The 23,556-nt window shown below is 69.0% G+C and carries 25 protein-coding genes; 13 read left to right on the top strand and 12 right to left on the bottom strand.

The genetic code is table 11. The features are described from left to right. Positions 1-52: 52 nt before the first annotated feature. On the bottom strand, positions 53-736 hold the full coding sequence (locus BO221_RS35160) for a hypothetical protein (RefSeq protein ID WP_073565242.1): 684 nt from the start codon (positions 734-736) through the stop codon (positions 53-55). Between the two features lie 140 nt (positions 737-876). Here BO221_RS35160 and BO221_RS35155 point away from each other — a divergent pair, with 140 nt between their 5' ends. Together BO221_RS35155 and BO221_RS35150 are read left to right on the top strand one after the other, a co-directional pair. Then, complete coding sequence (locus tag BO221_RS35155) at positions 877-2,400, top strand: MEDS domain-containing protein (protein ID WP_233166390.1); 1,524 nt, start codon at positions 877-879, stop codon at positions 2,398-2,400. 84 nt (positions 2,401-2,484) lie between these two features. Next, positions 2,485-2,835, top strand: coding sequence for a VOC family protein (locus BO221_RS35150; protein ID WP_073565240.1), 351 nt, complete (start codon positions 2,485-2,487; stop codon positions 2,833-2,835). Between the two features lie 6 nt (positions 2,836-2,841). On the opposite strand, the gene BO221_RS35145 is transcribed toward BO221_RS35150, so the two are convergent. From BO221_RS35145 to BO221_RS35125, 5 genes are all read right to left on the bottom strand, one after another. Next, positions 2,842-3,051, bottom strand: a complete 210-nt coding sequence (locus tag BO221_RS35145) for a hypothetical protein (RefSeq protein ID WP_073565239.1) — start codon at positions 3,049-3,051, stop codon at positions 2,842-2,844. Between the two features lie 62 nt (positions 3,052-3,113). Continuing rightward, positions 3,114-3,737, bottom strand: a complete 624-nt coding sequence (locus BO221_RS35140) for a class II aldolase/adducin family protein (RefSeq protein ID WP_073565511.1) — start codon at positions 3,735-3,737, stop codon at positions 3,114-3,116. Between the two features lie 32 nt (positions 3,738-3,769). Then, positions 3,770-4,885: an S-methyl-5-thioribose-1-phosphate isomerase gene (mtnA, locus tag BO221_RS35135; protein ID WP_073565238.1), complete on the bottom strand. Its 1,116-nt coding sequence runs from the start codon at positions 4,883-4,885 to the stop codon at positions 3,770-3,772. A 136-nt stretch (positions 4,886-5,021) separates the two neighbouring features. After that, a complete protein-coding gene (locus BO221_RS35130; RefSeq protein WP_073565237.1) occupies positions 5,022-5,918 on the bottom strand; it encodes an S-methyl-5'-thioadenosine phosphorylase in 897 nt (298 codons plus the stop codon). A gap of 69 nt (positions 5,919-5,987) precedes the next feature. Continuing rightward, positions 5,988-6,473 (bottom strand): hypothetical protein, encoded by a 486-nt coding sequence (locus tag BO221_RS35125; protein ID WP_073565236.1) that lies wholly within the window; start codon positions 6,471-6,473, stop codon positions 5,988-5,990. Between the two features lie 187 nt (positions 6,474-6,660). Here BO221_RS35125 and BO221_RS35120 point away from each other — a divergent pair, with 187 nt between their 5' ends. The 4 genes from BO221_RS35120 (at position 6,661) to BO221_RS35105 (ending at position 11,098) form a co-directional block, all read left to right on the top strand. Further along, complete coding sequence (locus BO221_RS35120) at positions 6,661-7,515, top strand: hypothetical protein (RefSeq protein ID WP_233166389.1); 855 nt, start codon at positions 6,661-6,663, stop codon at positions 7,513-7,515. Next, entirely contained in the window at positions 7,512-8,480 is a 969-nt protein-coding gene (locus BO221_RS35115) for a hypothetical protein (RefSeq protein WP_073565234.1), read from the top strand. The genes BO221_RS35120 and BO221_RS35115 overlap by 4 nt, the downstream gene beginning before the upstream one ends. Before the next feature lie 276 nt (positions 8,481-8,756). Further along, entirely contained in the window at positions 8,757-9,923 is a 1,167-nt protein-coding gene (locus tag BO221_RS35110) for an MBL fold metallo-hydrolase (RefSeq protein ID WP_083681841.1), read from the top strand. 188 nt (positions 9,924-10,111) lie between these two features. Continuing rightward, positions 10,112-11,098: an Mbeg1-like protein gene (locus BO221_RS35105; protein ID WP_073565233.1), complete on the top strand. Its 987-nt coding sequence runs from the start codon at positions 10,112-10,114 to the stop codon at positions 11,096-11,098. A gap of 32 nt (positions 11,099-11,130) precedes the next feature. Here the strand turns inward: BO221_RS35105 and BO221_RS35100 are convergent, their stop codons facing one another. Further along, entirely contained in the window at positions 11,131-13,533 is a 2,403-nt protein-coding gene (locus tag BO221_RS35100; protein ID WP_233166388.1) for a hypothetical protein, read from the bottom strand. A gap of 168 nt (positions 13,534-13,701) precedes the next feature. On the opposite strand from BO221_RS35100, the gene BO221_RS35095 reads away from it, so the two are divergent. Next, a complete protein-coding gene (locus tag BO221_RS35095; protein ID WP_143195869.1) occupies positions 13,702-14,661 on the top strand; it encodes a LysR family transcriptional regulator in 960 nt (319 codons plus the stop codon). A gap of 174 nt (positions 14,662-14,835) precedes the next feature. Further along, a complete protein-coding gene (gene trxA / locus BO221_RS35090) occupies positions 14,836-15,162 on the top strand; it encodes a thioredoxin (protein ID WP_073565232.1) in 327 nt (108 codons plus the stop codon). 2 nt (positions 15,163-15,164) lie between these two features. Here the strand turns inward: trxA and BO221_RS35085 are convergent, their stop codons facing one another. Both BO221_RS35085 and BO221_RS35080 read right to left on the bottom strand, forming a co-directional pair. Then, positions 15,165-15,476: a hypothetical protein gene (locus BO221_RS35085; RefSeq protein ID WP_073565231.1), complete on the bottom strand. Its 312-nt coding sequence runs from the start codon at positions 15,474-15,476 to the stop codon at positions 15,165-15,167. 158 nt (positions 15,477-15,634) lie between these two features. Beyond that, entirely contained in the window at positions 15,635-16,606 is a 972-nt protein-coding gene (locus BO221_RS35080) for an FHA domain-containing protein (protein WP_073565230.1), read from the bottom strand. A gap of 72 nt (positions 16,607-16,678) precedes the next feature. Between BO221_RS35080 and BO221_RS35075 the strand changes: the two genes are divergently transcribed. From BO221_RS35075 to BO221_RS35055, 5 genes are all read left to right on the top strand, one after another. Further along, positions 16,679-17,173 (top strand): GrpB family protein, encoded by a 495-nt coding sequence (locus BO221_RS35075; RefSeq protein ID WP_073565229.1) that lies wholly within the window; start codon positions 16,679-16,681, stop codon positions 17,171-17,173. Between the two features lie 26 nt (positions 17,174-17,199). Beyond that, the gene (locus BO221_RS35070; RefSeq protein ID WP_073565228.1) at positions 17,200-18,321 is read left to right on the top strand and encodes an aminotransferase class I/II-fold pyridoxal phosphate-dependent enzyme; all 1,122 of its coding nucleotides are present in this window, start codon (positions 17,200-17,202) and stop codon (positions 18,319-18,321) included. A 145-nt stretch (positions 18,322-18,466) separates the two neighbouring features. Beyond that, positions 18,467-19,963 (top strand): ATPase domain-containing protein, encoded by a 1,497-nt coding sequence (locus tag BO221_RS35065; protein WP_073565227.1) that lies wholly within the window; start codon positions 18,467-18,469, stop codon positions 19,961-19,963. A 2-nt stretch (positions 19,964-19,965) separates the two neighbouring features. Then, the gene (locus tag BO221_RS35060; protein ID WP_073565226.1) at positions 19,966-20,334 is read left to right on the top strand and encodes a response regulator; all 369 of its coding nucleotides are present in this window, start codon (positions 19,966-19,968) and stop codon (positions 20,332-20,334) included. Positions 20,335-20,433: 99 nt separating this feature from the next. Further along, entirely contained in the window at positions 20,434-21,396 is a 963-nt protein-coding gene (locus tag BO221_RS35055) for an NYN domain-containing protein (protein WP_073565225.1), read from the top strand. A gap of 1 nt (position 21,397) precedes the next feature. Here BO221_RS35055 and BO221_RS35050 read toward each other — a convergent pair whose 3' ends face one another. The 3 genes from BO221_RS35050 to BO221_RS35045 are packed head-to-tail and all read right to left on the bottom strand — an operon-like array spanning position 21,398 to position 23,555. Continuing rightward, on the bottom strand, positions 21,398-21,604 hold the full coding sequence (locus BO221_RS35050) for a hypothetical protein (protein WP_073565224.1): 207 nt from the start codon (positions 21,602-21,604) through the stop codon (positions 21,398-21,400). Positions 21,605-21,630: 26 nt separating this feature from the next. Then, a complete protein-coding gene (locus tag BO221_RS54205; protein ID WP_143195868.1) occupies positions 21,631-21,861 on the bottom strand; it encodes a hypothetical protein in 231 nt (76 codons plus the stop codon). Positions 21,862-21,884: 23 nt separating this feature from the next. Then, positions 21,885-23,555 carry a recombinase family protein gene (locus BO221_RS35045; RefSeq protein ID WP_073565223.1) on the bottom strand — a complete coding sequence of 557 codons (1,671 nt, stop codon included), beginning with the start codon at positions 23,553-23,555 and terminating at the stop codon, positions 21,885-21,887. Position 23,556 lies beyond the last annotated feature (1 nt).

Genomic DNA, 23,556 nt, shown 5'->3' with positions numbered 1-23,556 from the left:
AGGCCACGGGGTGGGAGTCACCCGGCGGGCAGGCCCGGGCGTCCGCGGCCCGTCACTGCATGGGCCAGCGGGCGGCGATCTCCTCGCACGCGCGCTGCACGTCGCACAGCCGGCGCACCCGCGCCTTGGGCGGCAGGAACTCCTTGCCGGCGAACACGTCCACCAGGCGCACCAGCCTCGGCTCGATGGGGCCCAGCGTCGCCAGGTGCTGGTCGGCGAAGGCCTGCAGGAGCGTGGCGATGTACTGCCCGGAGCGCTCGTCCAACGGGTGGTGCTTGGAGAAATACAGCTTCATCACCCCGACCTTGTTGTGGCCGGTGCGGTCCACCGACTGCAGCACCACCTGGGGCCCGACGCGGATGGTGACACCGGCCATCTGCAACGCGGGCGGGTCCTCGCCCACCGCGGTGGCCAACACGCCCTGCAAACCCAGACGCGGGTGCAGCTTGCGGTAGTGCTCGAGCGCCTCGATGCACAAGCGGGCGCGCTGCGTGTCGAAGTCATCCGAGAAGACACTGGTGGCCAGACGGTGCTGGTGCTGGCGGAGGATGGCCTCGTCCTGGCCGCGGCACAGGAAGTCGGTGATGGCGTGCGCGGCCTCGGGGTAGCGCAGGTACTGCGGATCCGGCGGGTGCTTCTGGGACTCGATGAGCCGCTTGCGGAGCGCGGGCGTCGCCGTGAGGTAGCGGCCCAGCTTGTTCACCGACACATGAGGTGACTCCGGAAGTCCGTTCATGAAGTGCCTCCCTGAGAAGTCGAGATGTGAAGACATTAACGGATGGGTCTGACATCTGCCGGGGGCGGAAGTCCGAGGGGAAAAGGCCGTCTCTTGCCCTCGTGGAGGCGCGTGGACATGGGTTGGAGGAGAGGTGCGAAATGAACGGACCATCCATGCCTGGGCCGGCCGCGCCGCCCGTGCTCCTGGAGGCCGGCGCGGCGGTGGGCGGGACGGCCCGGCAGCTGACGAGACTGGGGCAGGGAGACCATGTCTGCCTCGTCTACGAGCGGCCCGAGGAGCATGTGGTGGCGCTGGTGCCGTACATCCGGCAGGGGCTCGAGCGGGGCGAGCGCTGCGTGTACGTGGTGGACGAGCACGGGGTGGGGGAAGTGGCCGCGATGCTGGAGGCGCACGGGGTGGAGGTGGAGCGGGAGCGGGAGCGGGGGGCGCTCGTCTTCCTCACGAAGCGGGAGACGTTCCTGCGCGGAGGGCGGTTCGAGCCGGAGGAGATGATCGCCTATTTCCACCGGGTGGAAGAGGAGTCAGTGGCGGCGGGCTTCTCGGGGGTGTGCGCGACGGGGGAGATGAGCTGGGCGTTGGGGCCGGAGCCGACGCGGGAGGATCTGCTGCGGTACGAGACGCTGCTCAACGACTACCTGCCCGGCAGCCGGGCGATGGCCAACTGCCAGTACCACCGGAGCCGTTTTCCACCGGAGATCATCCAGGACGTGCTGCGCACGCATCCGCGGGTCATCCTGGGGGACGAGGTGCACGAGAACCTCTTCTACGAGACGCCGGAGATGTTGCTGGGGGAGGAGTCGGCGGCGAAGCGGGTGGAGTGGATGGTGCGGCAGCTGAAGCGGGTGCGGGAGTCCGAGCGCGAGCTGGTGCTGATGGGCCTCCGGCTGTCCGAGCAATCGGTGGAGAACCGGAGGCTGTACGAGGAGGCACGTGAGGCGGTGCGGGCGAGGGACGAGTTCCTCTCGGTGGCGTCGCACGAGCTGAAGACGCCGCTGACGCCGTTGAGGCTGAGGCTGCAGGGGTTGAGGCGGGAAGTGGAGGGGAGCGGGGGCGAGGTGGTGCCGCGCGAGCGGGTGGTGAGTGCGGCGCGGGGAGCGGAGCAGCAGTTGCACAGGCTGGCGGTGCTGGTGGACGCGCTGCTGGACGTGTCGAGGCTGACGCAGGGGCGGCTGGTGCTGACGTGGGAGGCGTTGGACGTGGTGGAGGTGGTGCGGGAGGTGGTGGAGCGGTTCGCGCAGCAGGCGGCGAAGATGGGGAGCGAGGTGGAGGTGGTGGCGGATGGGCCGGTGGAGGGGAGGTGGGATCGGCTGAGACTGGAGCAGGTGGTGACGAACCTGCTGTCCAACGCGCTGAAGTATGGGGCGGGCCGGCCCGTGCACGTGGCGGTGGCGGAGGAGCGGGGGCAGGCGGTGCTGGTGGTGCGCGACGAGGGGATAGGCATCGGGCCCGAGCACCAGGAGCGCATCTTCGGCAAGTTCGAGCGGGCGGTATCGGGGCGGCACTACGGAGGGCTGGGGCTGGGGCTCTACATCACGAGGCAGATCGTCCAGGCGTTGGGAGGGACGATCGAGGTGGAGAGCGAGCCAGGACGGGGAGCCACGTTCCGAGTGGTGTTACCGCGAACCTCCTCTCCCTCTCCCCTCGGGAGAGGGTCGGGGTGAGGGTGCCTGTTACCTGGGTTGGCGCCGTGAGGCACAGCGCACGAATTGGGCGGTGCGCCACGAGTCTGGTACGACCCGGTCCTCATGCGAGTCAAACGAATCGTGGCCAACGTGGTGAGCCCGAAGCCAGCGGAAGCCGCGCGCTTCTACCAGGACATCCTCGGGCTCGACCTCCTGATGGACATGGGATGGATCGCGACCTACGGCTCCGAGGAGGAGATGCAGGTTCAAATCAGTTTCATCTCGGAAGGGGGCTCGGGAGCACCGGCGCCAGACCTGTCGATCGAGGTGGACGACCTGGATGCGGTGCTGCGCCGGGTGAAGAAGGCGAAGATTCCCGTGGAGTATGGCCCGTGTGACGAGCCGTGGGGCGTGCGCCGGTTCTTCGTGAGGGATCCGTTCGGCAAGTTGGTGAACATCCTCGTTCACGCCTGAGGACGATCAGGAGTCTGCTGCATCGTCGTCGGCTTCCTTGGGACGCAGGGCCTCGTACAGCTCGGTCATGCGCTGCAGTTGCTCGAGCCGCTCAGTCGGAGTGAGGCGGAGATTCTCCTCGAGCAGGGAGACGTCCACGCCTGCGTCGATGGCCGCATCCCAATCCGGCCCGTAGCTCGGGAATGCCTTCCGGAGGAGTTCACGCGGGTCGTCCATGCCAGAAGTCTAAGCTGGATTCTTCCAGGCCGCAGGTTCGTCGAACCGCGTCCGTCCGCTCGTCAGCCCTTGAGCGCCGGTTGCTGGCCGTACGTCTTGAACTTCTCGATCACCCGCGCCATCTCCTCCGCGTCGAGCAGCACGGGCTCGCCCACCTGCAGGGCTCGCCAGTACATGGCCGCCAGCGTCTCCACCTCCACCGCCAGCTTGAACGCCCCCGCCAGGTCCTTCCCCAGCGCCAGCATCCCGTGGTTCGCCAGCAGGCACGCCTTGCGCCCCTCCAGCGCCTCCACCGCGTGGTGCGACAGCTCCTCCGTGCCGAACGTGGCGTACGGCGCGCACCGGATGTCCGCGCCTCCCGCCGCCGTCACCATGTAGTGGAAGGACGGAATCCCCCGCCGCAGGCACGCCAGCGTCGTGCAGAACATCGAGTGCGCGTGCAGCACCGCCCCCACCTCGGGCCGCCTCGCCAGGATGTCCCGGTGGAAACGCCACTCGGAGGACGGCGCGCGCCTCCCCTCGTGGCTCCCGTCGAAGCGCATCAGCACGATGTCTTCCGGCACCAGCGCGTCGTAGTCCATCCCCGTGGGCGTCAGCAGGAAGCCGTCCTCCACCCGCTGGCTCAGGTTGCCGCTCGTCCCCTGGTTCAGCCCCGACGTGTTCATCCGCCGCGCCGTGGCGATCATCTGCTCACGCAGCGCCAGGTGTCCCACCGTGCTCACGTTCCCGTCTCCTTCACCGGCCGGCGCTCGGGGAAGAGTGACAGCAGGCCCTCGGTGCTGGCCGCGCATACGCCGCGCTCCGTGACGAGCGCCGTCACCAGCCGCGCCGGGGTCACATCGAAGCCGTAGTTGGCCACCGGGCTCCCCTCCGGCGTCACCCGCACCGTCACCACCTCGCCCGAGGGCAGCCGCCCGCTCACGTCCGTCACCTCGCGCCCGTCCCGCTGCTCGATGGGGATGTCCCTCACCCCGTCCTCCAGCGTCCAGTCGATGGTCGGCGACGGCAGCGCCACGTAGAAGGGCACCCCGTTGTCCTTCGCCGCCAGCGCCTTCAGGTACGTGCCAATCTTGTTCGCCACGTCTCCGCGCGCCGTCGTGCGGTCCGTTCCCACGATGCACAGGTCCACCTGCCCGTGCTGCATCAGGTGCCCGCCCATGTTGTCCACGATGACCGTGTGCGGCACACCGTGCTGTCCCAGCTCCCACGCCGTCAGGCTCGCGCCCTGGTTGCGTGGCCGCGTCTCGTCCACCCAGACGTGCACCGGAATGCCGCTGTCGTGCGCCTGGTAGATGGGCGAGAGCGCCGTGCCCCAGTCCACCGTCGCCAGCCAGCCCGCGTTGCAGTGGGTCAGCACGTTCACCCGCCCCTGGCGGCCCTTGCGCTCCCACGCCGAGGCGATCAGCCCCAGCGCGTGCTCGCCGATGGCCCGGTTGATGGCCACATCCTCGTCCGCGATGGCCGCCGCTCTCTGGTACGCCGCCGCCACCCGCTGCCCGGGCCCCAGCGGCCGCAGCGTCCGGCGCATCTCGTCCAGCGCCCAGCGCAGGTTCACCGCCGTGGGCCGCGTCTCCTGCAGCAGCTCGCACGTCCGCTCGAGCGCCCCGTTCGAGGCGTCCGCGCGCAGTCCCAGGCACACCCCGTAGGCCGCCACCGCGCCGATCAGCGGCGCCCCTCGCACCTGCATGGAGCGGATGGCGTGCGCCGCCTCGTCGAGCGTCGTGAGCCGCAGCGTCACCAGGGCGTGCGGCAGGTGCGTCTGATCGATGATTCCCACCGACCAGCCGTCGGCCTCGACCCAGACGGTACGCATCGGCTTTCCGTGGACCTTCATGCGGCGGTGTCTCCTCGCGAGCGGGTGCCCAGGGGGCACGGGACAGTAGAACCCATCCCCTCACCCCGACCCTCTCCCAGAGGGAGAGGGAGGAGGGGAACGGGCGCCCGTTCGGCGGGCGTGTGAGACCCTAACCTCAGCTCCTGACCTGGCGCTTCAGGACCCGGCCGGCCACCGCGTCGAGCCGCTGGACCACGGTGGGATCCATGGCCTCGGGAGCGGTGATGAAGGTGTTCTCGAGCGCCGTCTGGCACCCATGCTGGCACGGGCCCGCGTGCTGGCCGAGCCTCGGCACCACGGCCTTCACCAGCGCGCGCGCCTTGCCCGCGTTGGCCGTCAGCATGTGGACGACCTGCTCCACCGTGACGGCCTCGTGGCCCGGGTGCCAGCAGTCGAAGTCCGTCACCATGGCCACCGTCGCGTAGCAGAGCTCCGCCTCCCGGGCGAGCTTGGCCTCGGGCATGTTCGTCATGCCGATCACGCTGCACCCCCAACTCCGGTACAGCTCGCTCTCGGCGAGCGTGGAGAACTGCGGCCCCTCCATGGCCAGGTACGAGCCGCCGCGCTTCGCCGGAATCCCGAGCCCCTGCATGGCGCCCATCGCCGCGTCTCCCAGCCGCGAGCACACCGGCTTCGCCATGGACACGTGCGCCACGCACCCCGTGCCGAAGAAGCTCTTGGTGCGCGCGAACGTCCGGTCGATGAACTGATCCACCACGACGAAGGTGCCCGGGGGCAGGTCCTCGCGCAGGCTCCCCACCGCCGACACGGACAGCACGTCCGTCACCCCCGCCCGCTTGAGCGCGTCGATGTTGGCGCGGAAGTTGATGTCCGAGGGCGACAGCCGGTGCCCCCGGCCATGCCGCGGGAGGAACACCACCGGCGTGCCCTCGAGCCTGCCGAAACACAGCTCGTCCGAGGGCTCTCCGAAGGGCGAGGCCACCTTGCGCCAGGTGACGTCCTGGAGACCATCGATCTGATAGAGGCCGCTGCCTCCGATGATGCCAATGACGGGAGGGGACGGGTGCGCCATGGGAGCTCCAGGGGAGGGAAGGGACGAGCCCTCACTCTACTCCGTGGAGGCGACAGCGAAGGGCGGCGATCAGCTCGCGGGGACGGCGTACTGGGTACGGATGCGCGTGGCGGCCTGGGTGAGGCCCACTTCCTGGAAGCGCTCGGCGGACCAGGCGGCCGCGGCCGGCATGTTGGGGATGACGACGAAGGGCATGGTCATCCGCGCCACGTGGCGCATGACACTCACCATCATCTGCACCGCGGGAGACTGGCAGACGTACGCCGTGCCCAGCGTCCAGCGGCGCAGCTCCGCCTCGTGCTCGCGCAACCAGTCCGAGTAGCGCTGGCGCAGACACGCCGGGGGCATGTGCACCTCGCGCGCATCCACGATGCACACGTGCGGCTCGCACCGCGCCAGGTACGAGGCCCGCTCGGCCAGGTACGTCTCCAACTCCTGCATCGTCCCGCCCCGGCTCAGCTTCACCACCAGCAGAGGCCACAGCCGGCCATCCACCGTGACAGGTGACACCACATCGCTGGGAAGCGCGAAGGAGATGGGGAAGGACAGAGGCATTCCGTCCTGCGGGGGGTTGGAGTGAAATCGGAGCAAGGGTGGGATGATGTACCGCAATTCGGGAGGAAAGTTGAGTGGAATGCGATGGTAATGGAGGCTCGTCAACACCGCTCGCACGCACGGACAGGAGCCTGAGATGAACTTACGGTGCCAATCATGTGGGGCTGATCTCGTGGTGGCGGAAGAATTGCGCACGACGGTATGCCCCTACTGCGCGGCGCCGTCGGTGGTGGAGCGGCCGCCGAGCGTGGACAGGCCGGAGCCGTCGTTCGCGCTGGGCTTCGCGATGACGCAGCCGTTGGCGGCGGAGCGGGTGAAGCACTGGCTGCGCACGCGCCATCCGTGGAGCCACTCGGGATTGAAGAAGGCGCCGCTGCAGGACGTGCGTGGCATCTACGTGCCGGCGTACCTCTACAGCGCGCTGGCGCAATCGGAGTACAGCGCCTCCATCGGTGAGAACTACACCGAGACGGAGACGTACACGACGACGGAGAACGGGAAGACGGTCACGCGCACGCGCACGGTGACGAAGACGGAGTGGCGCTCGCTGAGCGGGCGGCATGCCGAGTACGTGCCGGACGTGTTGGTGACGGCCTCGCGCGGGCTGTCCAACGTGGAGTTGGAGCACATCGAGCCCTTCGACCTGCGCATGCTGGCGCGCTACGAGCCGGCGATGGTGGCGGGGTGGATCGCGGAGGAGCCGTCGCTGGCGCGCGAGGAGTGTCTGCGGATGGCGCGCGGCGAGGCGATGGAGAAGGTGAAGCAGCGGCTGGACGCGTTCATGCCGGGGGACTCGCACCGGATGCAGGACGTGGACACGCAACTGAGCGAGGAGTCGCTGGAGGTGTGCCTGGTGCCCGTCTGGGTGCTGGCGGCGCGGTATGACCCGGAGAAGCCGCCGCTGCGGGTGGTGGTGAACGGGCAGTCGGGCGAGGTGCACGGTGAGGTGCCCATCTCCTGGGTGAAGGTGGTGCTGACGGTGGTGGCGGTGGCGGTGCTGGCACTGGCCGTATACCTGATGAACCAGGGAGGCCGGTCATGAGCGCGACGGTGGTGGCGGGGTGCCAGCGGTGCGGGAGCGCGCTGGAGCAGGGGGACCTGCGTTGCCCCATCTGCGCGCTGTCGGTGGACGAGTCGAGCACGCGGGGCGTGCAGCTGCAGAAGGTGCAGGCGAAGGTGGTGCGGTGCGTGAACTGCGGGGCCTCGCTGGAGTACTCGGCGGAGCTGAAGGCGCCGCGGTGTGCTTTCTGCGCCTCGGTGATGAAGGTGGAGACGACGGCGGATCCGCTGGAGCAGGCGGAGTCCTTCCTGCCCTTCACGGCGGACGAGGCGGCGGCGCGCGAGGCGCTGGGGCGCTTCCTGGGGGAGAAGCGTTTCTTCCGGCCGTCGGACCTGGCGACGGCGGCGGCGCTGGAGTCGCTGAAGCCCATGTGGTGGCCGGCGTGGGGCTTCACGGCGGGGGCGCGGGTGAGCTGGACGGCGGACTCGGACGCGGGGAGCCGGCGCTCGGCGTGGGCGCCGCACTCGGGCCAGGAGACGATGAGCTTCCAGAACATCCTCGTGTCCGCGTCGAAGGGTTTGTCGGAGCGCGAGTGCGATCAATTGGCGGCGCACTACCAGCTGGGCAGCGAGCAGAAGGCGCCGCGCGGGCCGGAGGACGCGCAGGTGGAGCGCTTCGACGTGACGCGCTCGGGAGCACGCAAGCAGATATTGGCGGCGGTGGAGTCGCTGGCGCGCGAGGAGATGAAGAGCGAGCACGTGCCGGGCAGCCGGGTGCGCAACCTGCACGTGGCGGTGGTGCTCTCCAGTCTGGAGACGAAGCGCTACGCGTTGCCGGCGTACGTGCTGGCCTACCAGTACAAGGGGAAGGTGTACCGGGTGGTGGTGCACGGGCAGGACGCGAATGTGGTGCTGGGGGACGCGCCGCTGTCCTGGGCCAAGGTGGTGCTGGTGGTGGGTGGTGTGCTGCTGGCGCTGGTGCTGCTGGTGCTGATCTTCTCGCGCTGAGGGGAGACTGCCAGGCAGCCGGTTGAGGGCATATCCCCTCTCCCCTCGGGAGAGGGTCGGGGTGAGGGTGCCTGTTCCTGTTCTCAAACCCGTGGCCCCCAAGTGGGGACAGGGGGTTCAACCCAAGATGCGTGGCACCCTCACCCCGTCCCTCTCCCGGAGGGCGAGGGGAAATGGCCGCGTTGGCAGCAGCTGTGCACAGGGGCGCTCCTTCACGGACATGCCTGAAGGGGCTTAGTGTGGGGATACCCGGCGAGGCCGGGCCGGAGAGCACCCATGAAGAGCAGCAAGAAGCGCGGGCCCCTGGCGCGTGTGGCGCGGTGGACGGGACTGCTGGGCGTGGCCGCGCTCACCTCTATCGCCGTCGACGCATGGCCCGCGCTGGGGAAGAAGGCCCAGGGCGAGCGGCGCGCGAAGATGGAGCGCTCGGCGCAGTGGCAGGACGGCCACTTCGAGAACCCCCAGCCGCTCTACAACGACTGGTGGGGCTCGACGAAGGCCATGTTCGCCGCGAGCCCCTACACGGGCCCCTCGGAGCCGTTGCCCACGGTGCCCGGAGATCGCCGCCGCTTCGAGACGCCTCCCGCCACGGGCCTGCGCGTCACGTGGCTCGGCCACTCCTCGGCGCTCATCGAGCTGGATGGCCACCGTATCCTCACGGACCCCGTGTGGAGCGAGCGTGCCTCTCCCTTGAGCTGGGTGGGCCCGAAACGCTGGTACGAGCCGCCCATCGCGCTCGCGGAGCTGCCGCCCGTCGACGCGGTGGTCATCTCCCATGACCACTATGACCACCTCGACTACCCGACCCTGGTGGCGATGAAGGACTGGAACACCACCTTCATCGTGCCGCTCGGCGTGGGGGCGCACCTGGCCTCCTGGGGCGTGCCCGAGTCGCGCATCGTCGAGCTCGACTGGTGGGAGCGCACGCGGGTGCGCGAGCTGGAGGTGGTGGCCACGCCCGCGCGTCACGCGTCGGGGCGCACGGTGCTCGACAAGGACGCGACGCTGTGGGCGGGCTTCGCGCTGCTGGGCCCGAAGCACCGCGCGTACTACTCGGGTGACACGGGACTGTTCCCCGCGATGAAGGACATTGGCGCGCGTCTGGGGCCCTTCGATGTGACGATGATCGAGGTGGGCCAGTACCACAGCGCATGGCCGGACTGGCACATCGGCCCCGAGCAGGCGGTGCTCGCGCACAGGATGGTCCAGGGCCGCGTCCTGCTGCCGGTGCACTGGGGCCTCTTCACGCTCGCGCTCCACGGCTGGACCGAGCCCATCGAGCGCGTGCTCACGGCCGCGGCGCAGGCGGGGGACGCCGTCGTGGTTCCCCGGCCCGGCCAGAGCATCGAGCCCGAGGCTCCGCCCACGCGCGAGCGCTGGTGGCCGGAGGTGCCCTGGGAGACGGCGGCGCAGCACCCCATCGTTTCCACGCGAATGGACTGACATCCACCGGGCTCGAACTCGAGCTGGGAGGGTTCAGGGATGGATGCGCCCCCGCAATGCCATCAATTCCCGGAAACTGATGGCATGAATAGGTGTCCCTGCCCGGAGATCGAGGGCCGTCTTGTTGCGAGAAGCCTGGCCGCTGGAGTTCAATGTCACTCGCACGCAAAGCGGAAGGTGAGTGACACATGGCGAGTGTCTATGAATTGGCCCAGTTCTCCGAGAACGTCTACTCCCCTGGCGCCAGACCCGTTCCAGGTTGGACTTCCGCGCTGGGCAGACTCGGCAACCCCAAGGACGGTTTCTACGCGGAGTACTTCAAGCACACGAAGCGGGCGGAGATCGTCATCAGTTATCGCGGCACGGATCCCGATCAAACGAAGGATCTCGTTTCCGATGTGCAACTGGCGCTTGGCTCCGTTCCGGAACAGTTCGGTCACGCCGAGCGGATGTTCAAGGCGCTCAAGAATCAGCTGAAGGGCCACTCCGTCTATCTGACGGGGCACTCGCTGGGTGGGGGATTGGCGTCCCTGGTCGCGGCGGTCCATGGCGTGCCCGTCGTGACCTTCAACGCGCCCGGAATGAAGAGGGTCCTCCTCTCCATGCAGTCTGGCGCATCACCCGCGTCGATGCTTGCCTCCCCCGGTATCATCCCGATGCATTACGCCACGCTGGGCATGTATCCCGGTTTCCCGGGCCCCCACAAAGTGGTTCAACAGGCCCTGAGCCGACAGCAAGCGGAGAAACTGCTCAAGAGTCTGGATACCTCCAAGATGCTGAACATCCGCGCATCGGATGACCTGGTCAGCGTGGCGACCGGGCCGGCCATTGGCCGGGTGGCGTCCATCAAGGTCTCGGGGTGGAAACCCTCGGCCGCCAAACAGGTGCCGATCACCACCGCCGACTACATCATGTTGACGATCAATCCGGGCTCCCTGGTCGCGAAGACCACCATCAATGAGGCCTCCAAGCTGGGCAACAAGGTGAGCAACGCGGCGGGCTACGTGCTGTACCAGCACGGCATCGACCACATGGTCGCGGCCCTCAAGAAGCTCGGCCAATACCAGATGGATCTCGGCTGGGTCAGGACCTTCTCGAGCGCTTCCACGAAGCCCGGGAGCGCGGCTGTCGCCTCCGTCAAGAGCAGCGCCGGCCGGGCCCGGAGCGGAGCGTAGCGCGTCCTGGGCCGCGGTCTCGGCTCTCCGTCTCAGCTCTCCATGACGGCGCGCCAGGCGTCGCCGTACTCGCCGTCGAGATGGTTCTGCAGCTCCTCCTCGGTGAGCACGCCGGTCTCGAGGGCCGCGTCGATGGCGGCCCTGGCGCCCTCGTAGTCCATGTCGAGCCCGAAGTGGGCGATGGACTCGACGAAGATGTCCAGGGTGCCCTCCTCCTTCATGCGCTCGATGAACCGGCTGGTGTAGGCCGGGTCGTCCTTGTGCTGCTCGCACAGCCGCGCGTACGTGTTCCACAGGTCCGTGCTGCCCGCGTTCAGCTCGTAGTCGCGGTCCGCCTGCAGGCGCGATTCCGCGTCCTCCCCGAAGACGTCCGGCGCGTTCTCCGTCGCGTGGGCGTAGGCGCTCGGGAAGTTGCTCTGCACGAAGGCGCGCCAGCCGTCCTCGGTGGCCGTCGGGTTCGTGCCATCGCCCTGGAGGAGCGGCTTCACGCCCAGCAGGTCCCACGCGAAGTTGGGGTTGTCCTCGGCCAGCTTGTCGATGAACTCCACCGCGTCCTCGCCCTCCATGCCGCAGGCCTTGGCCGCGTCGATGACCGCCCCGCCCAGGCCCGGGGCGTCGAAAATATCCGGGTGGTTCTTCGCCAGCTCCTGGATCTGCTCGGGCGACAGGCCCAGGTCGTCCGCGAGCTGCTGGGGCTGGTTGTCTCCGTGGGCGAGCGTCTTCGCCACGTCCGGGTCCATGCCCATCTCCAGGAGGATGGCCTCGGACTCGTTGTCGAGCCTCTCCTGCTCCTCCTTGCCGACGAGCAGCTCGCCGACGGCGGAGAGCACCAGGCCCACGCCCTCGACGATGTGCCCCACGCCGGGGAGTACGGTGCCCAGGCCCGCGCCCACCACGGCGATGGCGTCACCGAAGGCCCGGATGCCGCCGCCCACGGTCGGGTCATCCACGAAGTCCATGAAGTGGTCCGCGAGGATGACCGCGTTGGCCACCACGCCGAACGCCGGGGCCAGCCGCCCGAGGAACGCCGCCGCCTTCTCGCCCGTCGCCGCGGCCACCCGGCCGGACTCGCCGAGCGTGCGCATGACGTAGGCCGCCAGCTGCGCGCCGCTCCGGCCCGCGCCGGCCAGGTCCTTGACGACGTCGCCCCACTCGCCCCGCTGGGCGTCGGTCACCGCGCTCGCCAGTCCGAAGACGACGCCCGCGCCCGCCAGCGCGGCGCCAATCTTGCTGCTCTCCGCCAGCTGGCGCAGCGGCGCCGGATTGCCCGAGGCGATCGCGTTCTTGATGGTCTCGATGCCCGTCTTGATGGCCGCGCCGCCCTTGCCGAGCGGGACGAGCGGCTCGGTGATCTCCGTCAGCGCCGCCAGCGCGGCCTCGACATCACCGTCATGCTCGGTGAGCAGCTGGCCGGCCACGGTGGAGATGGCCGTCGGGATGACGTCGTCGTTGATCTTCTCCTCGAGGCCCGCGAAGGCGGTGCCCGCCGGCCCGTTCGGATCCTGCGCCTTGGCGGCCCACTCGAGCGCTCCCTTGGCCTCGGGCGAGCCCGCCAGGTCCGTCGCGGCCTCGACGCACTCCTCGGCGATGTCCGGGTTGCCGCGGGCGGCCTCCATCAGCTTCGGATCGTTGAGGGCGGTGTTCAGCTCGCGGGCGGCGGCGGCCTCGGCGGCGTACTCGTCGGGGTAGCGCTCGCGGAACTCCGCGACGTACTGCTGCTTCTGCTCCTCGGTGAGCCCCGGTCCGAGCTTGGCCAGCTCCGAGTTGAGCTGCGCGTTGAGCTCCTCGGTCCTCTTCTGGGCCTCGTCGTAGGCCTCCTGGGCGTTGACCAGGTTCTGGTGGGCCTCCTCGGGAGAGCTCGCGGCGCGGGTGGCCTCGGCGGCGGTGGTGGAGCGGGTGGAGTCGGTCGCGGCGGTCTGCTGGGGACCGCCCGCGTCCTGCACGCCGAGCGGCTCGTTGGCGAAGCGGGCGAGGGTGGTGCTCCCGTCCAGCGGGCCGAAGGGCGACGCCTTCCCCTGGGTGTCGGCGGAATAGGTGTCCGCGATGCCCGTGGCCGTATTGCGAGCGGGGCCGGCGAAGGGCAGCGGCCTGCCGGCGTCGCGAGCGGTGTCATTGGCGTGCTGGATGGCCTTCTGCGCGGCCTTGCCGAGCTCCCGGGCCTGCGTCTCGGCCACGAGGACCTTCTGCTCCAGCTTCGAGCCCTGGACGTTGTTCTGCCCCGCCGGCTGCTTCGCCTGGGAGAAGGACTGGGCCTGGAGCTCCGAGCGGGCCTGCCGGGCCGCGGCCGCCGCTTCCCGGGCCGCGCGCAGGGCCTCCGCCGCCGCCTGCCGGGCCGCCTCCGCCGCTCGCTGCGCGGCCTGCTGCGCCGCGTCGGTCGTCGACTTGCTCGACGTGGAAGCGGTCTGGGGGGCACTGCTGGTGGTGCGGATCGTCATGGGGGGTCGTGCTCCGGAAGGGCGCGGCGGTGGGGAAATTCTCGCCGCTCGGGAATTATCGGACGGACCGGAGGAAGGTTGCTATCCCCCCTGATCGGCCTGGCGCCAAACCCCGAGACGGCGTGAGCGGGGTTGAACCCGCGTGGAGGGGGCATAGGCTGGCGCCCCGTGTCCCCGACCCCTCCGTTGCTGGATGACATGCTCGTGTTCGCCGAGGTGGTGAGCGCGGGAGGCATCACCGCGGCGGCGGCGCGGCTGGGGCTGCGCAAGTCGACGGTGAGCCGCAGACTGGCGGCGCTGGAGGAGCGGCTGGGGACGCGACTGCTCGAGCGCAACACGCGGCGGCTGCGGCTCACGGAATCAGGGCGCGAGTACCATGCCCACTGCGCACGGCTCGTCGCGGAGGCGCGGGCGGTGAACCAAGCCGTCAGCGAGTCACGGGGCACACCCCGGGGCACGCTGCGGGTGGCCACGTTCTCGCTGCTGGGCGAGCTGCTCACCCCGGTGCTCTCTGAGTTCCTCCTGCGCCACCCGCAGGTGCGCGTGCAGTTGTCGCTCGCCCAGGCGCACGTGGACCTCATCGCCGAGGAGTACGACCTGGCGTTGCGCACGGGGCCGCTGATGGACTCGTCCATGGTGGCCAAGCAGCTCGGGCACGTGCGCACCGGGTATTACGCGAGCCCGGCCTACCTCAGCCGGCGTGGCACGCCCCAATCGCCGGAGGCACTCGAGGGCCACGAGTGCGTGCTGATCGCCGAGCCGGGCACGGACGAGGTGTGGTTCTTCACGGGCCCTCGAGGCGCGCACACGGTGCCGGTGAGCGGGCGGTTGCAGGTGCCGAGCGTGCGCGCCGGACATGCGGCGGCGCGAGCGGGACTCGGACTGGTGCGCCTGCCCACGGTGCTCGTCGCGGACGACGTGCGCGCGGGCGTGCTCGTCCCGGTGCTGGAGGCGGTGACGCCGCCGGGCCAGCCCCTCTACGCCGTCTACCCGAGCAGCCGGCAGCTACCGCCCAAGGTGCGCGCCTTCCTGGACATGCTCTCCGAGCGCCGCGCCGCGCTTCCGTGGGAGGCGAGCGCCGCACCACCGGGCGCTTCGAGGTCAGCCTCCCGGGCGCGTTCTTCCTGAACTTGTCCAACAGTTGGACAAGTTGTGGAAGACCGGGCCCGGAGGGGCTCTTCGCGGAACAATCCATTGCGTGGCGGGCTCTCGTCGGCCCGGGCCGTCGCCGTTAAGTCTTTCCGTGAGAGGTGGGGCGAGGGCCATGGAGGCCAGGACGCACCCGCCCGAGAGGGACACGCCATGACCACGGACATCATCGACCTGAGGGACCCGGACTTCCGCCGCGAGGTGTTGGAGGCGGAGGAGCCGGTGCTGGTGGACTTCACGGCGCAGTGGTGCGGACCGTGCCGCGCCATGAAGCCGGCGCTGGAGTCGCTCGCCTCCGAGTTCAAGGGCCGGGTGAAGGTGACGCGGCTCGACGTGGACGACAACCTGGTGACGGCGCAGGAGTACGGTATCCGCTCGATGCCCACCCTGCTCTTCTTCAAGAAGGGCAGGGTGGTGGGCCAGATTGTCGGCGCGGTTCCGCGAGCGAAGCTGGCGAGCGCGTTCCAGCAGGTGCTCTGAGACTAGAGCGGATCACACGGCGTCCGGCACGAGTTGCCGATGAGGGACTTCGTGCCGGCGATGTTGCCGGAGCAGGCCGCGTACTCGCGGACCCGCATGCCCGCCTTGCGCAACACGATGCACTCGCCGCAGGTCCCGTACTCCTCCCAGTAGATGGTCTGCTCACCCGGGAGACAATGGGGCACGGGTTCCACGTGCTGCTCGACGCTGGAGAGGTCCTCGGACGGCAGGACCTCGTCGGCGGACTCGGTTCCACCACAGGCGGCGAGGGTCAGCGACAGGCAGGCGGCGGCGAACAGTTTCGACAGACGCATGAGGGGCTCCTTGCTGTTGAAAGGGGGACTTCGGAGTATGGCCTACGGCTCGGGGTCCTGCCAGGAGGTGCCCGTCCCGGGTGCCCGTGAGGAGTCCTCCCTGCCCAAGATGCTCGCCCGCCTCCAGCGCCGGGCCAGCCGCCGCCGGGAGCGCGCGGCTATGCGTGCAGCCGGCACCAGTGGAGCAGGAGCTCATCGCCCAGCTCGAGTGAGTCGGAGTCCTCCAGTGGCGTCGTCTCGATGTGCGAGGCGCCGCGCCAGGTGCCATTGGTGCTGGCGGTGTCGATGGCCAGCAGGCGCGCGCCCACCTGGACGAGGAGCAGGTGCACGCGGGAGATCTGCCCGAGCCCCGCGAGCAGGATGCCGCAGCGCTCGTAGCGGCCCAGCAGCACGCCCTGCTCCAGACGCTCGAGGGAGACACGGTGCCGCTCCTTCTTGTTCTCGCTCTCGAGCCGCAGCTCGCCCCAGGCGGCTCCGGGGCCCTCGTGTTCGGCGAGCAGCAGCCGCAGCGGGCCCAGGCGGACGATGTTCGTGTAGTCGCCGCGCTCCTCGGCCATCTGGCTCCGGGCGTGGCGGAGGCGGGGGGCTCCGGGGCTTCGCCGGTCGATGAATTGTCGCGGGGGGAGCGCATGCCAGGCCTGCTCGGCGCGCTCGGGCCAGGGCGGCTCGGAGGGGCCGCGGGTGGGGAGGAAGAGGAGCGCGTACTCGCCCACGGAGGCGTAGAGCAGCCCCTGGGCGCTCACGGCCACGTTGGGTTGACCGTCCTCGGTGAGGAAGGGCTGTTCGGTGTTGAGGTCCCACAGCCGGATGACGGGGGCGGTGCCGGGAGCGTCGGACTGCGCGTGCAACACGAGGTGGCGCAGGGACACGTCGCTGGACGTGAGCCGGAGCCCGCATCCGGTGTGCCGGCCGATGACGAGCGAGTGGCCGGACTCGACGATGACGGCCTCGATGACGCGTGCGTGGCTGTCCACGGCCACGGCGAGCACCGCCGGACGCCGGGCGATGTAGGCCAGTCCTCTCAGCCGGTCATGAGCGGAGATGAACGCGTCATGCGCATCGAGTGGAGACAGGCGCGGCAGCAATTCGCCGAGCGCGGCGACGCGTGTCCTCTCATTGTTGTCCGGCATGCGTGAAGCCCCCCCAGCGGAGGATGAGTCTACTTGAGGGGGATGTCGTCCCGGTGAGACAAAGGGCGACTGATGGGAAACGTACGATTTCACTCCTACGAAGAAGTTCGCGAGCGAGCTGAAGAAGCTTTTCGCGGACACCACGCGCGGCTGTCATCGCTGTTGCCGTACGCGGACATCCAGCACGTGGGGAGCACGGCGATTCCGGGAGCGAGGACGAAGGGAGACCTGGACATCCAGGTGCGGGTGCCACCCGGGCGCTTCGCGGAAGCGGAGGCGTTGCTGGCGGAAGCGTACGCGAGGAACGAGGGGAGTGAGCGCACGTCCGGATTCGCGAGCTTTCAGGACGAGACGTTGGAGGTGCCGTTGGGAATCCAGCTCACGGCGATGGGAGGGAGCCACGACTTCTTTTCACGGGCGAGGGACCTGTTGCGCGCGGACGCGGAGCGGCTGGCGGAGTACGACGCGCTGAAGGCGAGGTGGGAAGGCAGGCCGATGGACGCGTACCGGGAGGAGAAGGCGGCGTTCTTCGAGAGGCTGCTGGGCTCGGTGCGGAGCGAGGGCTGACGGCGGTAGGTTCCAGCGGAGGTGCCATGCGGATTCCGGATTTCAAGCTCGAGCGGTACTTCGCGAAGTGGGAGTTCAACGCGCCCTACCTGCTGTGCTCCTCGGACATCGAGGGCTGGCGGATGAGCGAGCTGCTCGCGTTGGCGGACGAGGACGGGCGCGAGCGCTGGGAGCGGTTGTCGCTGGGCTACACCGAGTCCACCGGCCTGCCGGCGCTGCGCGAGGAGATTGCCCGCATGTACCCCGGCCTGGAGCCGCGGCACGTGCTGACGTTCGGCGGGGCGCAGGAGGCCATCTTCGTCCTGACGAACGTGCTGCTGGGGCCGGGAGACCACGCGGTGGTGACGTGGCCGGGCTACCAGTCGCTGTACGAGGTGGCGCGAGCCACGGGCGCCGAGGTGTCGTTGCTGCGGCTGCGCGAGGAGGACGGCTGGACGCTGGACCTGGAGGCGCTGAAGCGCGAGCTGCGGCCCCACACGAAGCTGCTGGTGGTCAACTTCCCGCACAACCCGACCGGAGCCCTCCCCGGCGCGGCGGCGTGGAAGGGCCTCTTCGACCTCGCCGGGGAGCGCGGCATCCACGTGCTGTCGGACGAGGTGTACCGGCTGCTGGAGTATGACCCGAAGGACACCCTGCCCGCGGCGGCGGAGCTGTCGGCGCGCGGCGTGAGCCTGGGCGTCATGTCCAAGGCCTTCGGGCTGGCGGGGCTGCGCGTGGGCTGGCTGGCGAGCCGGGACACCGCCCTGCTGGAGCGCTGCGCGGCCTACAAGGACTACACCACCCTCTGCAACGCCGCCCCGAGCGAGGTGCTCGCCCTCATCGCGCTCCGGGCGAGGGAGCGCGTGCTGGCCCGGAGCCGCGAGCTCCTCTCGCGCAACCTCGCGGTGCTGGATGACTTCTTCGCCCGGCGCGCGGACACCTTCCGCTGGGTGCGCCCGGCCTCGGGAAGCGTGGCGTTCCCGAAGTTGTTGAAGGACATGCCGGTGGCCGGCTTCTGCCAGCGCCTGGTGGAGACCGAGGGCGTGCTGCTTCTGCCCGGCGACGTGTACGACTTTCCGGGCAACCACTTCCGGCTCGGCCTGGGCCGGACGAACATGCCCGACGCGCTCGCGCGGCTGGAGCGTTTCTGCGACGCGCTGGGGCGCTGAGCATCTCCTCCTCGCGCACTCTGTACGTCGCCCGACAGATGGACACGGCCTTGTGGTAGCTGGAGCCCGGGTGTGTGAAGCCGGGGTCCTGCGTCGGGACGCCCATGGTATGGACGGTAGCTGGCCTGGAAGGAGCAAGGGCGAGATGAGCGAGTCGAACACGGAGCGGCCTCAAGACAGGATTCCCACGGGGGTGCCCGGCCTGGACACCGTCCTGCATGGCGGTCTCCTGCGCCGGGGCGTGTACATGCTCCAGGGCCGTCCGGGCGCGGGGAAGACGATCCTCACCAACCAGATGTGCTTCCACCATGCCTCCCTGGGCGGCCGCGTCCTCTACGCCACGCTGCTGGCGGAGACCCACGAGCGCCTGCTCTTCAACCTCGAGCCGCTCACCTTCTTCGACACCTCCCGCATCCCCGAGCAGATTTCGTACCTGAGCGCCTTCGCCACGCTCGAGCAGGGCGGCCTCAAGGGCCTCATCGAGGTGCTCCGGCGCGAGGCCCGGGCGCGCAAGGCCACCCTGCTCGTGGTGGACGGCCTGGTGACGGTGGAGGAGAGCGCCCAGTCGAAGCGGGACTTCAAGAAGTTCATCCACGAGCTTCAAATCCACGCCAACCTCGTTGGCTGCACCATCCTGGTGCTCACCAGCTCCGGCGAGGAGCCGGTGGGGCCCGAGCACACCATGGTGGACGGCGTCATCGAGCTGACGGACAACCGGTGGGGCCGGCGGGCGGAGCGCGAGCTGGAGGTGAAGAAATTCCGGGGCAGCAGCTACCTGCGCGGCGGCCACGCCTTTCAAATCACCGATGATGGCATCGCCGTGTTCCCGCGCATCGAGGCACTCCTGCAGGATCCCTCTCGCGAGGACCCCTGCAAGGCGAACCGGGTCTCCACGGGCATTGCCCAGCTGGACAAGATGCTCCACGCAGGCCTTCCGTGCGCCTCCACCAGCGTCCTCTTCGGCCCCACCGGAGCCGGCAAGACGACGTTCGGGCTGCACTTCCTCGATGAGTGCAGCAAGGCGGAGCCCGGCCTCCTCTTCGGCTTCTACGAGACGCCGCCGCGCCTGCTCCTCAAGGCCCGGGCGTTGGGGCTCGACCTGGACAAGAAGCAGAAGCAGGGCATCTTCGACATGCTGTGGCATCCGCCCACCGAGCGCATCCTCGACTCGCTCGGCAACAAGCTCCTCGAGGCGGTCCGTGAGCGGGGGGTGAAACGGCTCTTCGTCGACGGAGTGGATGGTTTCCGGCAGTCGGCGGCCCACCCCGAGCGCATCAGCCACTTCCTCGCCGCGTTGAACAACGAGCTGCGGGTGATGGGCGTCACCACCCTCTACACCAGCGAGCTGCAGGAGATGTACAGCCAGGAGGTGCGGCTGCCCATCAGCGGCATCTCCAGCCTCGTGGAGAACATCTTCTTCCTGCGCTTCGTGGAGCTGCACTCGAAGCTGCACCGGATGCTGTCCGTGGTGAAGATGCGCGACAGCGACTACGACTCCTCCCTCCAGGAGTACCGCATCACGTCCCGGGGCATCGAGCTGGCCGACACCTTCCAGGGCGCCCACTCAGTCCTCTCGGGGGATGCGAAGCCGCTCACCCCGCCCAGGCGCAAGAAGGGCCTGCTCAAGAAGCGGAGCCGGTAGCCGTGAGGACCCTCCTCGTGGTGGACGATGAGGTAGGCATCACGGAAGCGCTCAACGACTTGTTGAGCGAGGAAGGCTTCCACGTGCTCGTCGCGCCCAACGGCAGGGTGGCCCTGGAGCGCATGGCGGAGAAACGGCCGGACCTCATCCTGCTCGACTACATGATGCCGGTGATGGATGGGCGCGAGGTGCTCCTGGCCCTTCAGCGCGACGAGGCGGCCCGGGACATTCCCGTGCTCCTGATGAGTGCCGTGCCCCGCTCGAGCCTGCCCCTGGAGTGCAAGCCCACCGCCTTCCTGCGCAAGCCCTTCACCATCGACCGGCTGCTCACGGAAGTGGGCCGGTTGCTCGGGGGCCCGGCGAAGCCCTGAGTTCCCGCGGGGAACGCCCGGGAGCGCATTTGAATGATGGACCCGGGGGCGCGGGTCATGGATGCTCGCGAGGCCGTCCCGGGTTGGGAGTAGAGGAGGATGGCACCCATCCGTGAGGGCTTCTTGGACAACAATCAGCACCGCATCGCGCTGTTCCTCGACTTCGAGAACCTGGTGACGAACACCGGGTTCACCGCCGGCAACTTCGATCTGCAACCGGCGATGGACCGGCTGCTGGAGCGGGGCAAGGTGGTGTTCCGCCGGGCCTACTGCGACTGGTCACGCTTCAAGGAGGCCAAGGGCAACCTGCACGAGTTCGGCGTCGAGCTCATCGACGTGCCGCCCTCGACGCGCTCGGGGAAGAACGGGGCGGACATGCGCCTGGTCATCGACGCGTTGGAGCTGTGCTACGCGCGCGAGCACATCGACACGTTCGCCATCGCCTCGGGAGACAGCGACTTCTGCCCGCTGGCGTACAAGCTGCGCGAGAATGGCAAGCAGCTCATCGGGCTCGCGGTGAAGGAGGCGACGAGCCCCCTCTTCGTGAAGGCGTGTGACGAGTTCATCTACCTGCGGCCACGCACGCGCGCGGAGAAGGACAAGGAGAAGCGCGCCCAGGAGCACGAGGAGGCCGGGAAGGGGCGGGGCGGCAAGCACGGCAAGGGGCACGGGGAGCGGCAGGGGAAGGATCAGGCGCACGGGCACAAGGGCAAGGCCGAGGGCTCGAAGACCGAGGTGCCGGAGAGCGTGGTGGAGGTGGTGCAGCGGCTGCTGGCGAGGACGACGGGGACGCTCAATCCGTCTCTCATCAAGGAGGCGCTGGTGCGCAAGGAGCCGGACTTCGACGAGCGCGACCACGGCTTCTCCTCGTTCACCAAGCTGCTGTCGGCGCTGGAGCACGAGGGGGTGCTCAAGCGGGTGCAGCAGGGCCGGCAGTGGTACGTGGTGGCGCCGGACGCGGCGCCGCTGGAGCCCTCGCCGGGCCGCGGCCGGGCCGCGCGTGCGCCCGTGGAGGAGGAGGACGAGGAAGAGGTCTACCCGGATCCGGTGGACGACTTCTGAGTCACGTCTCCAGCACGTCTGAGAGGCTCTTGGCGAGCAGGGCCCGCTCGAACCAGCGGTTGAGCGTGGCCATGCTCCTGCATTTCAGGATGCGTTGGCGGGACTGCTTATCCACACGCAGCCCGCGAAGAGCGAGGAGTCGAAGCACCACCTCCGCCAGTTCTTCCCGCCGTCCCTCCGCCCGGAGCCGCTGACCCTCCGTCCACATCGGTTCCTCCGCCCACTGGTTCTGAGTCACGCCTCCAGCACGTCCGAGATGCTGTTGGCTTGCAGAGCTCGCTCGAACCAGCGGTTGAGCGTGATCATGCTCCTGCATTTCAGGATGCGTTGGCGGGACTGCTTGTCCACACGCAGACCGCGAAGGGTGAGGAGCCGAATCACAGCTTTAGCTTGGTTTTCCCGCCGTCCCTCCATGCGTCCCTCCGCCCGGAGCCGCTGACCCTCCGTCCACATCAGTTCCTCCACTCGCTGTTCCCGCATCAAACAAGCTAACACCGCCGGGTGACTTTTCCAGTCGCCTTCGTCCCACGTTCCCGAAGGTAGTAAACGACTGCCTCCAGTTCCCGTTCTCCCTCTGGCGAAGCGTGGACTTCCCTGAACAGGTCTACCTGCTGCATCAGGCGCTTGTTCAACTCCCGGGTGCTGGGCAAGCGCAGCAACACCAGTGCGAGTCTCACCAGGGGCGGGCAGGCGAGCGTCTCCAGGCCATCGCGGATGGATGCCGCGAAAGCCGCGATGTCGGCCCCCAGCTTCTTCAAGCGCGCCTCATCGGCATGCTGCGCCTGCAGGGCCATGGCTCGAGCACGAGTCGCCTGAAGGGAGGCTTCCAGCCGCTGGCGTCGGTCCTTGAGCTCGTCTACCTCAATGGCGCCCTGTTGGTAGGCATCGACGAGACGGTCTATCTGTCCCTGCAGGTGTCGGCACGCCCCCTCCAGCCGCGCAGTCTCCTGATGTGCAGCCTGAGCGTTCTGCTGGCTCAGCTGCCAGGTCTCTACCTCCTTCTGCAGCATCTGGGGCTGCTTTAGCCACTCGCACAGCGCCTTCCACACCACCGCATCCAGTTCCAGGGCTCGGACGCGTCTGGCGGGGCAGCGCTCGGGGCGGCCCGTGTCCGTCGGCGATTTTCGCCAGCATGCGTAGTAGAAGTATTCGTAGGGGAGGCTGCCGCGGGTCTGGCGGATGCAGGCCATCTTCCAACCGCACTGGCCACACACCACCAGGGTGCGCAGCAGGTACTCATGGCGGACATTGCGCGGGCTGAGCAGCTTGTGGTGCGACAGACGCTCGAGCACCTGGGCCTGTTGCGCCGGCTCCACCAGGGCGGGGACCGGCACCTGCAGCCACTGCGCCTTGGGACGAGCCCGGCTGCTACTCCTGTAGGTCTTGCGGTACGCCCCCGGGTGACGGGGCCGTGTGGGCTCCACTGGCTCGCGTCTGCCGTAGGTCGCCAGGCCCGCGTAGGCCGGATTGGTGAGCGTCTTGTACACCGTCGACTGGCACCACAGGCGCGCCTTGCGTGGGCGGATGCCTTGGGCATTGAGGCGTTTGGCGACCTGGCGCGCACTCAGGTCTTCCTCCAGCACCCACTGATACATCTGCTGCACATTCGCCGCCTCCACCTCGTCCTGGACAATGACTCCCTGAGGCAGTTGGGACGTGTGCACCAGCCGATAGCCATACGGCGCAATGTTGAAGGGCAGCATCTGCCCGTTTCTGACCTTGTGCAGGCGCCCGCGGCGGGTGCGCTCCAGAATCTTGGTGCGCTCGTACTCGGCAATCACGCCCTGCATCTGCACCAGCAGCAGGTCCTCGGGGTTGTCGCTGATGGGCCTCTCCAGGAAATGCACCTGCACACCTCGCTTGCCCAACTCCTCCAGGAGAATCTGCTGGTGGACGTAGTTGCGTGCCAGTCTGTCCGGAGCACACACCAGCACCAGGTCGAGCAGGCCGTCAGCGGCTGCGTCCCGCAGTGCATCCAGGCCGGGCCTGTCCAGGCGTGAGCCGCTGTAGCCCTCGTCCACGTAGTGATGCTCGGCGGGCACCAGCACCCCCATGCTCTCAGCGGCCTTCTCCAGAACCGCCACTTGCGAGGCTACCGTCCTGTCCTCCTGCTGGCGCGTCGTCGACACGCGCGCATACAGCGCCGTCCTCTGCGTCATG

It is taken from the genome of Archangium sp. Cb G35 (assembly GCF_001896145.1).
Lineage (GTDB): Bacteria > Myxococcota > Myxococcia > Myxococcales > Myxococcaceae > Archangium > Archangium violaceum.
This window is presented reverse-complemented; position numbering and strand designations above follow the sequence as displayed.

Excerpts from the sequence above, each read along its gene's own strand:
- BO221_RS35160 (WP_073565242.1), bottom strand. The coding sequence starts at position 736 with ATGAACGGACTTCCGGAGTCACCTCATGTGTCGGTGAACAAGCTGGGC.
- mtnA (WP_073565238.1), bottom strand. The coding sequence starts at position 4,885 with ATGAAGGTCCACGGAAAGCCGATGCGTACCGTCTGGGTCGAGGCCGAC.
- BO221_RS35140 (WP_073565511.1), bottom strand. The coding sequence starts at position 3,737 with ATGATCGCCACGGCGCGGCGGATGAACACGTCGGGGCTGAACCAGGGG.
- BO221_RS35130 (WP_073565237.1), bottom strand. The coding sequence starts at position 5,918 with ATGGCGCACCCGTCCCCTCCCGTCATTGGCATCATCGGAGGCAGCGGC.
- BO221_RS35115 (WP_073565234.1), top strand. The coding sequence starts at position 7,512 with ATGAGCGCGACGGTGGTGGCGGGGTGCCAGCGGTGCGGGAGCGCGCTG.
- BO221_RS35150 (WP_073565240.1), top strand. The coding sequence starts at position 2,485 with ATGCGAGTCAAACGAATCGTGGCCAACGTGGTGAGCCCGAAGCCAGCG.
- trxA (WP_073565232.1), top strand. The coding sequence starts at position 14,836 with ATGACCACGGACATCATCGACCTGAGGGACCCGGACTTCCGCCGCGAG.
- BO221_RS35080 (WP_073565230.1), bottom strand. The coding sequence starts at position 16,606 with ATGCCGGACAACAATGAGAGGACACGCGTCGCCGCGCTCGGCGAATTG.
- BO221_RS35085 (WP_073565231.1), bottom strand. The coding sequence starts at position 15,476 with ATGCGTCTGTCGAAACTGTTCGCCGCCGCCTGCCTGTCGCTGACCCTC.
- BO221_RS35155 (WP_233166390.1), top strand. The coding sequence starts at position 877 with ATGAACGGACCATCCATGCCTGGGCCGGCCGCGCCGCCCGTGCTCCTG.
- BO221_RS35145 (WP_073565239.1), bottom strand. The coding sequence starts at position 3,051 with ATGGACGACCCGCGTGAACTCCTCCGGAAGGCATTCCCGAGCTACGGG.
- BO221_RS35045 (WP_073565223.1), bottom strand. The coding sequence starts at position 23,555 with ATGACGCAGAGGACGGCGCTGTATGCGCGCGTGTCGACGACGCGCCAG.
- BO221_RS35065 (WP_073565227.1), top strand. The coding sequence starts at position 18,467 with ATGAGCGAGTCGAACACGGAGCGGCCTCAAGACAGGATTCCCACGGGG.
- BO221_RS35125 (WP_073565236.1), bottom strand. The coding sequence starts at position 6,473 with ATGCCTCTGTCCTTCCCCATCTCCTTCGCGCTTCCCAGCGATGTGGTG.
- BO221_RS35100 (WP_233166388.1), bottom strand. The coding sequence starts at position 13,533 with ATGACGATCCGCACCACCAGCAGTGCCCCCCAGACCGCTTCCACGTCG.
- BO221_RS35110 (WP_083681841.1), top strand. The coding sequence starts at position 8,757 with ATGAAGAGCAGCAAGAAGCGCGGGCCCCTGGCGCGTGTGGCGCGGTGG.
- BO221_RS35050 (WP_073565224.1), bottom strand. The coding sequence starts at position 21,604 with ATGTGGACGGAGGGTCAGCGGCTCCGGGCGGAGGGACGGCGGGAAGAA.
- BO221_RS35105 (WP_073565233.1), top strand. The coding sequence starts at position 10,112 with ATGGCGAGTGTCTATGAATTGGCCCAGTTCTCCGAGAACGTCTACTCC.
- BO221_RS35070 (WP_073565228.1), top strand. The coding sequence starts at position 17,200 with ATGCGGATTCCGGATTTCAAGCTCGAGCGGTACTTCGCGAAGTGGGAG.
- BO221_RS35075 (WP_073565229.1), top strand. The coding sequence starts at position 16,679 with ATGGGAAACGTACGATTTCACTCCTACGAAGAAGTTCGCGAGCGAGCT.
- BO221_RS35055 (WP_073565225.1), top strand. The coding sequence starts at position 20,434 with ATGGCACCCATCCGTGAGGGCTTCTTGGACAACAATCAGCACCGCATC.